Annotated in this window: 11 protein-coding genes; 8 read left to right on the forward strand and 3 right to left on the reverse strand. The window is 66.8% G+C overall.

The window, feature by feature from the left end:
• The first annotated feature begins 53 nt into the window (after window positions 1-53).
• The gene (locus NNY25_RS03915) at window positions 54-833 is read left to right on the forward strand and encodes a succinate dehydrogenase iron-sulfur subunit (protein ID WP_265570042.1); all 780 of its coding nucleotides are present in this window, start codon (window positions 54-56) and stop codon (window positions 831-833) included.
• On the opposite strand, the gene NNY25_RS03920 is transcribed toward NNY25_RS03915, so the two are convergent.
• Window positions 830-2,131 (reverse strand): lipopolysaccharide biosynthesis protein, encoded by a 1,302-nt coding sequence (locus NNY25_RS03920; RefSeq protein WP_265570043.1) that lies wholly within the window; start codon window positions 2,129-2,131, stop codon window positions 830-832. The genes NNY25_RS03915 and NNY25_RS03920 overlap by 4 nt on opposite strands.
• Window positions 2,128-3,270 carry a hypothetical protein gene (locus tag NNY25_RS11575; RefSeq protein ID WP_265570044.1) on the reverse strand — a complete coding sequence of 381 codons (1,143 nt, stop codon included), beginning with the start codon at window positions 3,268-3,270 and terminating at the stop codon, window positions 2,128-2,130. Before NNY25_RS11575 ends, NNY25_RS03920 begins: the two co-directional genes overlap by 4 nt.
• Before the next feature lie 97 nt (window positions 3,271-3,367).
• Here NNY25_RS11575 and NNY25_RS03930 point away from each other — a divergent pair, with 97 nt between their 5' ends.
• Window positions 3,368-3,877, forward strand: coding sequence for a PaaI family thioesterase (locus NNY25_RS03930; RefSeq protein ID WP_265570045.1), 510 nt, complete (start codon window positions 3,368-3,370; stop codon window positions 3,875-3,877).
• The gene (gene zapE, locus NNY25_RS03935; protein ID WP_265570046.1) at window positions 3,861-5,006 is read left to right on the forward strand and encodes a cell division protein ZapE; all 1,146 of its coding nucleotides are present in this window, start codon (window positions 3,861-3,863) and stop codon (window positions 5,004-5,006) included. Before NNY25_RS03930 ends, zapE begins: the two co-directional genes overlap by 17 nt.
• 57 nt (window positions 5,007-5,063) lie before the next feature.
• Here zapE and NNY25_RS03940 read toward each other — a convergent pair whose 3' ends face one another.
• Entirely contained in the window at window positions 5,064-5,468 is a 405-nt protein-coding gene (locus tag NNY25_RS03940) for a hypothetical protein (protein ID WP_265570047.1), read from the reverse strand.
• 153 nt (window positions 5,469-5,621) lie between these two features.
• On the opposite strand from NNY25_RS03940, the gene NNY25_RS03945 reads away from it, so the two are divergent.
• The 5 genes from NNY25_RS03945 (at window position 5,622) to odhB (ending at window position 12,205) form a co-directional block, all read left to right on the forward strand.
• Window positions 5,622-6,116, forward strand: a complete 495-nt coding sequence (locus NNY25_RS03945) for a DUF6265 family protein (RefSeq protein WP_265570048.1) — start codon at window positions 5,622-5,624, stop codon at window positions 6,114-6,116.
• Between the two features lie 112 nt (window positions 6,117-6,228).
• Window positions 6,229-7,191, forward strand: coding sequence for a malate dehydrogenase (gene mdh / locus NNY25_RS03950; protein ID WP_265570049.1), 963 nt, complete (start codon window positions 6,229-6,231; stop codon window positions 7,189-7,191).
• A 12-nt stretch (window positions 7,192-7,203) separates the two neighbouring features.
• Window positions 7,204-8,088, forward strand: coding sequence for a succinate--CoA ligase subunit alpha (gene sucD, locus NNY25_RS03955; RefSeq protein WP_265570050.1), 885 nt, complete (start codon window positions 7,204-7,206; stop codon window positions 8,086-8,088).
• Window positions 8,089-8,143: 55 nt separating this feature from the next.
• A complete protein-coding gene (locus tag NNY25_RS03960) occupies window positions 8,144-10,930 on the forward strand; it encodes a 2-oxoglutarate dehydrogenase E1 component (RefSeq protein ID WP_265570051.1) in 2,787 nt (928 codons plus the stop codon).
• A 15-nt stretch (window positions 10,931-10,945) separates the two neighbouring features.
• The gene (odhB, locus tag NNY25_RS03965; RefSeq protein WP_265570052.1) at window positions 10,946-12,205 is read left to right on the forward strand and encodes a 2-oxoglutarate dehydrogenase complex dihydrolipoyllysine-residue succinyltransferase; all 1,260 of its coding nucleotides are present in this window, start codon (window positions 10,946-10,948) and stop codon (window positions 12,203-12,205) included.
• Window positions 12,206-12,211: the final 6 nt, after the last annotated feature.

The following is a 12,211-nucleotide window of genomic DNA, read 5'->3' on the forward strand; positions in this document are numbered from 1 at the left end:
CCCCGCCCCATGCTAGCGGCGGCGCAACCTCCAGCGTTAAGGAAGCTTCGATCGTGGCCGAATTCACCCTGCCCAAGAACAGCAAGGTCCGTCAGGGCCGCGACTACAAGGCCCAGGACGGCACGCGGCTCAAGAAGTTCAAGGTCTATCGCTACGACCCGGAAACGGGCGAGAATCCGCGCTACGACACCTACACGATCGACCTCGACAAATGCGGGCCGATGGTCCTCGACGCGATCATCAAGATCAAGAACGAGATCGACCCCACGCTGACCTTCCGCCGCTCGTGCCGCGAGGGCATTTGCGGGTCGTGCGCGATGAACATGGACGGCAAGAACGGGCTGGCCTGCACGACTGCGATCGACGATCTCAAGGGCACCATCCGCATCACCCCGCTGCCGCACATGGAAGTGGTCAAGGACCTCGTTCCCGACTTCACCCATTTCTACGCGCAATACGCCTCGATCCAGCCGTGGATGAAGACGCAGACGGCCGAACCGTCGGGCAAGGAGCGGCTCCAGGCGCCCGAGGACCGCGCCAAGCTGGACGGCCTCTACGAATGCATCCTGTGCGCCTGCTGCTCGACCTCGTGCCCGAGCTACTGGTGGAATAGCGACCGCTTCCTCGGCCCCGCGATCCTGCTTCAGGCTTATCGCTGGCTGGCCGACAGCCGCGACGAGGCGACCGGCGAGCGTCTGGACCAGCTCGAGGACCCGTATCGCCTCTATCGCTGCCACACGATCATGAACTGCGCGAACGTGTGCCCCAAGGGGTTGAACCCCGCCAAGGCGATCGCCGAAACCAAGAAGATGATCGCCGAGCGCGCCGCCTAGGCGCGCCGTTCCTCGATCCCGATCACCTTTGCGGTGGCGACGGCTGCGAGCAGTGTCGCCGCGAGCGACTGGCCGATCATCGCGTAGCCGACCCCGTCGAGGCCGAGGGCGAGCATGCCCGCGACCATCGCGGCCAGCGCGGCGAGCCCAACCGACACCGAGATGACGAGCGACACGCCCGGTCTCCCCAATGCGCCGAGCGTCGCCGCCAATCCCGGCTGCGCCATTGCCAGCGCACGCGCGATCGCGACGAGCGCGAGGATCGACCCGGCCGCCGCGAATTCGGGCCCGCCGAACACGGCCATCACCGTCTCGCCCGACGCCACGAACAGCAGGGCCACGATCCCGCCCGCGCCGATCGCGATGGCGCCGCCCTTCCACAGCATCGCCCTAAGCTCGGCCCATTGCTGGCGCGAGGCGAGGTCGGCGACCACCTCGAAACTCGATTGCGCGGCCAGCTGGGCCGGCTGCTGCAGCGCGTTGGTAGCGCGGGTCGCCAGTGCGAACAGTCCCGCCGCGGTCGGCCCCAGCACCGCGCCGACAAGCAGCGGGATGGCCAGCGGGGTGATGTTGACCAGCGTGTAATCGGCATTCGACACGAAGGCGTAGCGCCCGATCCCGGGGAAGAGGCGCAGCGCCTCGCTGACCCGGCGCGGCGTCGGCCAGGCGATCGACCGGCGCGCCATCGCGATGCCCGCCATCGCCCACAGGCTCAATCCTTCGGCCGCCGCCGCCGCCATCCACACGAGGATGAAGGCGCCGAGCCCGCCGCCCGTCGCGACCACGGCGAGCGTGCCGAGAAAGCGCACCAGCGGCATCACCGCGGCATGCGCGCCGAGCCAGTCGAAGCGGCGAAACAGCTGAAGCAGGCCGAACGGCGTCTGGCGCGCGGTGGCGAGGATGGCGAGCGCATAGAAGGGCGCATACTGCTCTGCGACGGGCCCCCAGCCGCCTTCGCGCGCCGCGATCGGCAAGGCGATCGCCGCGGCGAGGATCGCGACGAGCGCCATCGCCGCCTCGATCAGGGCGGTCAGCCGGATCACCGAGGCGAGGCCCTCGCGATCGTCCTCGCGAAGCGGGGCCTGACCGAAACGCACCAGCGTTTGCCAGCCCGAAAAGGCGACGATCCCGCCGATGAACATGATCGCCGCGTGCATCAGCGCGAGCACCCCGAAGTCGCGCGGACCCAGAACGCGCGCGGCAATGGCGAGGTAGGCGAGGCTCAACAGCGCGCCGACCGTCTTGCCCGACAGGATCAGCGAGAAATTCTTCCCCACCCGCTGGAGCGCGGCGCTCACCCGAACCGCTCGAGGATCGCGTCGGCCGCCCGCGCAGAAGCGCTGATCCCGTTCGAATGGAACGTGCGCGCGAACAGGCGCTCCTGCGCGGGGCGATAGTCCGCGTGGCTCGCCACTGACCCGTCGATCGCCGCGACGATGTCCTCGCCCGGCGTCACCAGCGGCCCCGCGCGCCAATGGTCGTAGTCCTCGCTGTCGCCGCGCCCGACCTTGTGCGCATCGGCGAATAGCGCGGGGCGCGGCACCTTGAGGAACTCGTAGATCTGGCTCGACACGTCGCCGAGATAGATGTCGGCATGGGTGGTGTAGCTCATGTCGAACACCGCCGGGCTGCCGAAATCGACGTGGACGTTAGGCGCGTGGAACAGGCTTGCGCGCGGGCGCCTCGCGCGCGCCAGCGTGAACCGCTCGAGGCTCGCCTGCACCGGCCGCTGGAACAGCATCGCGTGCGGCGCGAAGACGAGGTTGTAGCGACCGTCCTCGGCGATCCGCTCGACGATCTCCTCGCCCATCCGGTACCAGCTCGACAGGAGCGGCGAGGGGTGCGGATTGTAGAGGATGACGGGCTTGTCCGGGTCCTCGAAATCGAACATCGGGCGCGGCGGGTCGGGCAGGTCGAACTTGACATAGCCGGTCATCACCATCCGCTCCTCGGGCACTCCGGCGGCGACATAGCGCTCGTGGATCTTGGGCCCTGCGAGCAGCGACAGGTCGAATTGCTGGCTGTCGGGCGAGAAACCGATCGCGCGGTCGCCCGCCCCGTGGCGCGCATGCACCATCTTAAGCCGATCGAGCCCGAACCTGCGCCTGAGCGCGAGCGAGGTGCGCTCGGTGACCACCAGCACGTCGAGTTTCTCGAACCAGTCGAGATTGTGCGACAGCGCCGCCAGCCGCCGCGAGGGCCAGAACCGGTCTGCCAGCCGCACGAGACCCCGAAACCGCTCGGGGCCCTTCAGGCGCTCGGCCGCGACCCTCATCCCGAACAGGCCGGCGATGCGGTCGATCTCCTGGCGGATGCGCGTATTGGAATAAGCGAGTTCGACCTCGTGTCCGCCGCGCCGGATCAGTTCGAGCGCGATCGGCAGCGAATGGGCGACCTGGTGCGGCTGGTCGTGATTGTAGAGAAACCCGATGCGCACGTCGTTCGCCCCGTTGCCCCAATCGCCACGCCCCGAGGGGCACCGCCCCAAGGCGCATTGCCAGCCGGCAATCCGATCACCTAAGGCGAGTGTCCACATGACCACCGATATTGACAAAAACAAGGCGGACATCGCCGCTCGTGCGCCGAAAAGCGCCACTCCCGACCCCGAGAATCCGGGCTGGTGGCACTGGAGCGACTTCCGTCCCGGCTCGTTCGCCTCGCGCACCGGTCGCCTCATCTTCCGCCCGCTCCACGAAGTGGGCCACGCGCAGGTCCGCATGTTCCCCGACGAGACCATGCTTAACATGGGCGGGTCGATGTACGGCGGCGCGGTGATGAGCTTCATCGATCTCGCGCTGTTCGCGGGCGGGCGCTGCTGTTCGATGCCCGAGGGGCATTATGTCACGCTCGACTGCTCGACCCACTTCATCGCGCGCACCCGCGTCGGCACGCCGCTCGACGCCTTCGTTCGCCTGGTCGGCGTGACGCCGGGCGGGATGGTCCACCTGTCGGGCCACTGCGAGCAGGACGGCAAGGCCACCCACAGCTTCACCGGCACCCTCAAGAAGGTGCGAGAACCCCGCGGCGATGACGACCGCGGCTGATCCGGGCCCCGTCGGCCAGGCCTACGCGGCACTGGTCGAGGCAGGCGAACTCCAGCGCGATCCCGACCAGGCCCGCGCGGTCGCCGCGCTCGACCGTTTCGCCGCCGACCTCGGGCGGACCCGCGGCGGCTTCCTCTCGCGCCTGTTCGGCCGCGAGACGCCCGCGCCGTGCGGCGTCTACATGTGGGGCGAGGTAGGGCGCGGCAAGTCGATGCTGATGGACCTCGCCTTCGAGGCGATCGAGGTCACCCCCAAGCGCCGCGCCCACTTCCACGCCTTCATGATCGACGTCCACCAGCGCCTGAAGGTCGAACGCGACGCGGGCGCCGAGGAGCCGCTCCTCAAGGTCGCCCATGCCATCGCCGAGGAAGCCCGCTTTCTCGCCTTCGACGAGATGATGGTCACCAACGCCGCCGACGCGATGATCATGAGCCGCCTGTTCACCGCCCTGGTCGAGGCGGGCGTCGGCGTCGTCACCACGTCGAACCGCCCGCCCATCGATCTTTACAAGGACGGTCTCAACCGCGAGCTGTTCATGCCCTTCATCCGCCTGATCGAGGCGCAGATGCAGGTGGTCGCCCTCAACGGCGCGATCGACTATCGCCTCGACCGCATGAAGGGCCTCGACCTGTGGCACGTCCCCAACGGCCAGCAGGCGACGGCGGCGTTGAGCGAAGCCTTCTTCCGCCTGACCGACTACGAGGTCGAGCGCGAGGCCGTGCCTTCGATGGAACTGGACGTCGGGCAGGGCCGCACCCTCCACGTCCCCAAGGCATTGAAGGGTGTCGCCGTGTTCAGCTTCAAGCGCCTGTGCGGCGAGGCGCGCGGCGCGCCCGACTATCTCGCCATCGCGCGGAGCTTCCACACCGTGATCCTCGTCGGCATCCCCGTGATGGGTCCCGACATGCGCAACGAGGCCGCGCGCTTCGTCTCGCTGATCGACGCGCTCTACGAGCATCGCGTCAAATTGCTCGCCGCCGCCGATGCCGAGCCCGAAAATCTGTACGAGAAAGGGGACGGCAGCTTCGAATTCGAACGCACGGTCAGCCGTCTCGAGGAGATGCAGGCGCTCGACTATCTCGAGGAAGGCCACGGGCTCGCGGACGAAAAAAGCCGCCCCGCGGATTGACGCCCGCGGGACGGCCGGCGGGGGCGGTTGCACGGGCCCCCGTTACGCGACTGGCGATCAGAGAATGGCGCGCAGTACTTCCGAGACGATCATCGTCGTCGGGTCGACGCGGTAGATGTAGTTCTGGTCGTAGATGTAGCGCTGGTAGGGATCGAGCCCGTACTGGCGCCTGAGATCGTACGGAATGCGGTCGTACGGCGTCCACTGGCTGTAGCCCGAGGGGAAGCGATAGCCGACCTCGTACTGTTTCTTGTACTGGCCCGGTGGCATGCACTGCGGGTTCTTCTTGGCGAGTCCCTTGGGACAGTGGCCCGCGCCATAACCCTGCGCGCCCAGAGGCGCGACCTGCTGGTGATGCTTGGCCTTCCCCTTGCCCTGGGCATGAGGAGGCGGCCCCGCAAGCGCGGGCGTGGCGGCAAAGGCGACGGCCCCGAGGCCGAGCATGAAAAGCTTGTTGGTCATGGCCATCCTTTTAAACATCACCCGCTGAATCCTGCCTGAAAAACGCGTTCATCCGCCATTTTGGCGGCACGGTTCAGCGGCAGATCAGACCGTTTTATCGTTAACCGGGTGCCATTTGCCTGCTATGCGTCGGGGATCAGGAGGGAGAGACACATGTTATCGACCATTCTCTTGGCTGGCGCGATGGCGGGCGCCGTACCGCTGCAGGACGAGGCGGCTGTCGCGACCCCGGTCAACGAGGCTTCCCCGGCGCTTGCCGAGGCGTCGTGGATGGTCGGACGCTGGGTCGGCTACGGCATGGGCGGCGAGGTGGAGGAGATGTGGTCGCCGGCGCGCGGCGGGCAGATGGTCGGCCATTTCACCTATTCGAAGGCGGGCGTCCCCCAATTCTACGAACTCATGCTGATGCGTCACGACGCACAGGGCGGGCTCGAGATGCTGGTCAAGCATTTCAACGCCGATTTCACCGCTTGGGAGGACAAGGGCGAGTGGGTCACTTTCAAGGCCGACCGGGTCGAGGAAGGCATCTTGCGCTTCAAGGGTCTCTCGATCGTGGGCGATCCGCTCGGGCGGATGGTCGCGACGGTGACGATGCGCGGCAAGGACGGTGTCAGCCAGGTCCCCTTCGTGCTCGAGCGCGCCGACTAGGCTAAAATCCCCTCTTGGCGGTTGCCCCCGCGCGCCCCCTTGGCTAGGTGCGCGGGCGAAGACGGTTCGCGCGCGCGGACCGGCCCGATTCTACCCCACGGAAGGACCTTTAATGGCTCGCAAGAAGATCGCCCTCATCGGATCCGGCATGATCGGCGGCACGCTCGCCCATCTCGCTGCCAAGAAGGAAATGGGCGACGTCGTCCTGTTCGACATCGCCGAAGGCCTGCCGCAGGGCAAGGCGCTCGATCTGTCGCAGTGCGGCCCCGTGGAAGGCTTCGACGCGAAGATCACCGGCACCAACGACTATGCCGACATTGCCGGCGCCGACGTGGTGATCGTCACTGCGGGCGTGCCGCGCAAGCCCGGCATGAGCCGCGACGACCTCCTCGGCATCAACCTCAAGGTCATGAAGGCCGTGGGCGAGGGCATCAAGACCTACGCGCCCGACGCGTTCGTCATCTGCATCACCAATCCGCTCGACGCGATGGTGTGGGCGCTGCGCGAGTTCTCGGGGCTCCCGCACAACAAGGTCGTCGGCATGGCCGGCGTCCTCGACAGCGCGCGCTTCGCCACCTTCCTCGCGTGGGAATTCGACGTCTCGGTCAAGGACGTGAACGCGTTCGTGCTCGGCGGTCACGGTGACACGATGGTGCCGGTGCTTTCCTATTCGACCGTCAACGGTATCCCGGTCGCCGACATGGCCAAGATCAAGGGTGTCGACGAGGGCCGCCTCGACGAGATCGTCAAGCGCACCCGCGGCGGCGGCGGCGAGATCGTCGGCCTGCTCAAGACCGGTTCGGCCTATTACGCTCCGGCGACCAGCGCCATTTCGATGGCCGAAGCCTATCTGGGCGACCAGAAGCGCATCCTCCCAGTCGCGGCCTATGTCGAGGGCAAGTACGGCCTCGACGGCCTGTATGTGGGCGTTCCCGCGGTGATCGGTGCCGACGGCATCGAGGACGTGGTCGAGATCGAGCTCTCGGAAGAAGAGGCGGCCAATCTCAAGGTCTCGACCGACGCGGTTGAGGAACTGCTGGTCGCCTGCAAGCAGCTCGACGAAACCCTCGCCTAAGGACACCGACACATGAGCATTCTCGTCGACAAGAACACCAAGGTCATCACCCAGGGGATGACCGGCGACACCGGCACCTTCCACACGCAGCAGGCGATGGATTACGGCACGCAGATGGTCGCGGGCGTCACCCCGGGCAAGGGCGGCATGACCCACCTTGGCCTCCCGGTTTTCGACACCGTCCGCGAGGCGCGCGAGAAGACCGGCGCCGACGCGAGCGTCATCTACGTCCCGCCCCCCTTTGCGGCGGACTCGATCCTCGAGGCGATCGATGCGGAAATTCCGCTGATTGTCGCGATCACCGAAGGCATCCCGGTCCTCGACATGGTCAAGGTCAAGCGCGCGCTGACGGGTTCGAAATCGCGCCTCATCGGCCCGAACTGCCCGGGCGTCTTGACGCCGGGCGAGTGCAAGATCGGCATCATGCCGGGCAACATCTTCTCCAAGGGTAGCGTGGGTGTCGTCTCGCGCTCGGGCACTCTGACCTACGAAGCGGTGTTCCAGACCACCAACGAGGGTCTCGGTCAGACGACTGCGGTCGGCATTGGCGGCGATCCCGTCAACGGCACCAACTTCATAGACGTGCTCGAACTCTTCCTCGCCGACGATGCGACCGAATCCATCATCATGATCGGCGAAATCGGCGGCAGCGCCGAGGAAGAAGCCGCGCAGTTCCTCGCCGACGAAGCCAAGAGGGGCCGCTCCAAGCCGACCGTCGGCTTCATCGCGGGCCGCACCGCGCCTCCGGGCCGCCGCATGGGCCATGCCGGCGCGATCGTCTCGGGCGGCCAGGGCGGCGCCGACGACAAGATCGCGGCGATGGAAGCCGCCGGCATCCGCGTCTCGCCGAGCCCCTCGGAACTCGGCACGACGTTGAAGGCGCTCTTGAACGGCTAGGGAACACTCCCACCTCGCTCTTCATTGCCCTCTCAAGAGGCAGGACAAGGCACACATGGACGCCATCAGCGTGGAACGCGAACAGGGCCCGAGCTGGGCCCGCGACAACTGGCCGATCGCCGAGCTCGACGAGGCCAATCTCGGGCTCGATCCGACCGAGGCGACGATCGAGAAGGTCACCGAGGCGGTGAAGACCGCGGTCGCCGCGAGCGGCGTCAGCGAGGCCGAGGTCCACAAGGCCGCCGACGCCTCGATCCGCGCGATGATGCTGATCCGCACCTATCGCGTGCGCGGTCACCTCGCCGCGCGGCTCGACCCGCTCGGCATCGCGCACCACGAGTTTCCGCGCGAGCTGACGCCCGAATATCACGGCTTCACCGACCTCTCGCAGCAGGTCTGGCTGGGCGGGGTGCTCGGCTTCCAGAAGGCCACGATCGCGCAGGTCGTCGGCGTCCTCCAGGCCAATTATTGCGGCACGGTGGGCGTGGAATACATGCACATCAACGACCTCGAGGAGCGCCGCTTCCTGCAGCAGCGCGTCGAGGGCAAGGACGCCGAGATCCACTTCACCCCCGAGGGCAAGCAGGCCATTCTCGCCAAGGTGATCGAGGGCGAGCAGTGGGAGAAATTCCTCGCCCGCAAATATGTCGGAACCAAGCGCTTCGGCCTCGACGGTGGTGAATCGATGATTCCCGCCTTGGAAGCGGTGATCAAATATGCCGGCCAGATGGGCGTCACCGAGATGACCTTCGGCATGGCGCACCGCGGACGATTGAACGTCCTCGCCAACGTCATGCGCAAGCCCTACCGCGCGATCTTCCACGAGTTCGCGGGCGGCGCGTCCAACCCCGAAGATGTCGGCGGCTCGGGCGACGTGAAATACCACCTCGGCACCTCTTCGGACCGTGAGTTCGACGGCAACAAGGTACACCTTTCCCTCGTCCCCAACCCCTCGCACCTCGAGGCGGTCGACCCGGTCGTGCTGGGCAAGTGCCGCGCGATCATGACCATTCGCGGCGACAAGCACGGCAAGACCGTGCTCCCCATCCTGCTCCACGGCGATGCCGCCTTCGCGGGCCAGGGCATCGTCGCCGAATGCCTGATGATGAGCGGACTGCAAGGCTACGCCACCGGCGGCACGATCCACTTCGTCATCAACAACCAGATCGGCTTCACCACCAGCCCGCAGTTCGCGCGCTCCTCGCCCTATCCGTCGGACATCGCCAAATCGATCCAGGCGCCGATCCTCCACGTCAACGGCGACGATCCGGAGGCGGTGACATGGGCGTGCAAGGTCGCGATCGAGTATCGCCAGACCTTCGGGCGCGACATCGTCATCGACATGTGGTGCTACCGCCGCTTCGGTCACAACGAGGGCGACGAACCCAAATTCACCCAGCCGATCATGTACGACGCGATCGGCCAGCACCGCCCGATCTCCGAAATCTACGCCGAGCGCCTGCGCGACGAGGGCGTGATCGACGACGACTGGGCGAAGAGCCACGAGCAGCAGTTCCTCGACCATTTGGCCGAGGAGTTCGAGGCCGGCAACGCCTACGAGCCCAAGGAGGCCGACTGGTTCGGCGGGCGCTGGGCGAACCTGCGCACGCCCGAGGAGGACGTCACCGGCCGCCGCAACACCGGCACCGCGATCGACCCCGAATGCTATGACAAGCTGACCGAGGTCCTCACCCACGTCCCCGACGACCTGTCGATCCACAAGACGCTGGGCCGCATCCTCAAGGCCAAGAAGAAGGCGCTCGAGACGGGCGAGGGGATCGACTGGGCGACGGGCGAGGCGCTCGCATTCGGCAGCCTCGTCATCGACGGCTACCCGGTGCGCCTGTCGGGCCAGGATTCGGGGCGCGGCACCTTCTCGCAGCGTCACGCCGTGTGGGTCGACCAGCAGACCGGCGAGAAGTTCATCCCGCTGCGCGAAATGCGCACTGGTGGACCGCGCTTCGAGGTCCGCGACAGCCCGCTGTCCGAATATGGCGTGCTCGGCTTCGAATATGGCTATTCGATCGCCGACCCGATGACGCTCAACCTGTGGGAAGCGCAGTTCGGCGACTTCGTAAACGGCGCGCAGATCATGATCGACCAGTTCATCAGCTCGGGCGAGGCCAAGTGGCTGCGCGCGTCGGGGCTCGTAATGCTGCTCCCCCACGGCTACGAGGGGCAGGGGCCGGAGCATAGCTCGGCGCGCCCCGAGCGTTTCCTGCAGCTGTGCGCGGAAGACAATATGCAGGTGTGCAACATCACCACGCCGGCCAACTATTTCCATGTGCTGCGCCGACAGATGAAGCGCGATTTCCGCAAACCGCTGATCATCATGACCCCCAAGTCGCTGCTGCGGCACAAGATGGCGGTTTCGAGCAAGGACGAATTCGTCGGCGAAGGTCACTTCTTCCGCATCAAGTCGGATCTGAATGCGCCGGCGCCCGAAAAGACCAAGCGCCTCGTCCTGTGCACCGGCAAGGTCGCCTACGAGCTGATGGAGGCACGCGATGCGGCGGGCGACGAGCACACCCAGATCGTGCGGATCGAACAGCTCTACCCGTTCCCGTCCGAACCGCTGGTCAAGCGGCTCAAGGAAATGACCAACCTCGAGGAGGTCGTCTGGGCGCAGGAAGAGCCGAAGAACCAGGGTTACTGGTTCTTCGTCGAACCGCTGATCGAGCAGTGCCTTGCCGAAGCGGGTGTCGCGCCGAAGCGGCCGACCTATGCGGGTCGCGCGGCCTCGGCCTCGCCCGCGACGGGCCTCGCCAAGCGCCACCTCGCGCAGCAGGCAGCCTTGATTGCCGACGCGCTCGGGCATAGTGCCCCCCAGACCACGAAGTAAGGAAACGAGCACCCCATGGCGAATGTCACCGTCCCCACGCTGGGCGAGTCGATCACCGAAGCGACCGTTGGCGAATGGCTCAAGAAGCCCGGCGACACGGTCGCGCAGGACGAACCGATCGCGAGCCTCGAGACCGACAAGGTCTCGGTCGAGGTGCCTTCGCCGATCGCGGGCGTGCTTACCGAACAGCTGGTTGCCGAGGGCGACACGGTCGAAGTCGGCGCGGTCATCGCCAAAATCGGCGAGGCTGGCGACGCGCCTGCGCCAGCACCTGCTGCGACGCCCGACACCGCGCCCCAGCCCGCGACCGACGCCTCGCCCGCTGCCGAAGGGGTCAGCGACGCGTCCGACCCCGTCACGCTCTCGCCGGCCGTGCGCCGCGCGGTACTCGAACATGGCGTCGACCCGTCGAAGATCACCGGCACCGGAAAGGATGGTCGCATCACCAAGGACGACGTGATCGCCGCGGCCGCTAACAAGGATGCGTCCCCGACGCTCAAGTCGGCGCCCACGCCGGCCCCGTCGCCTGCGCCCGCGCCCGCGAAACCCGCTGCCAAGGTGGCGACCACTGGCGAGCGCCGCGAAGAGCGGGTCAAGATGAGCCGCATGCGCCAGACAATCGCCAAGCGGCTGAAGGACGCGCAGAACACGGCGGCGCTGCTGACCACCTTCAACGACGTCGACATGACGGCGGTGATGGAGGCGCGCGCCAAGTACAAGGACGTGTTCGCCAAGAAGCACGGCATCCGCCTCGGCTTCATGAGCTTCTTCGTGAAGGCCTGCGCGCTCGCGGCCAAGGACGTGCCCGCGGTCAACGCGCGCATCGAGGGCGACGAGATCGTCTATCACGACTATCTCGACGTCTCGGTCGCGGTCAGCGCGCCCAAGGGCCTCGTCGTCCCCGTGATCCGCTCGGCCGACGCGATGAGCTTTGCCGAGATCGAACTGACCATCGCCGACTTCGGCAAGCGCGCCAAGGAAGGCACGCTGTCGATGGAAGACATGCAAGGCGGCACGTTCACCATCTCGAACGGCGGCATCTTCGGCTCGCTGCTGTCGACCCCGATCATCAACCCGCCCCAGTCGGCGGTGCTCGGTATGCACCGCATCGAGGAGCGTCCGGTCGCGATCGATGGCCAGGTCGTCATCCGCCCGATGATGTATCTGGCGCTCAGCTACGATCACCGCCTGATCGATGGCCGCGAAGCGGTCACCTTCCTCGTGCGCGTCAAGGAAGCGCTCGAGGACCCGATGCGCCTCCTGATCGACCTTTAAGGCTGG

The sequence above is a fragment of the Sphingomicrobium nitratireducens genome (assembly GCF_026157035.1).
GTDB lineage: Bacteria > Pseudomonadota > Alphaproteobacteria > Sphingomonadales > Sphingomonadaceae > Sphingomicrobium > Sphingomicrobium nitratireducens.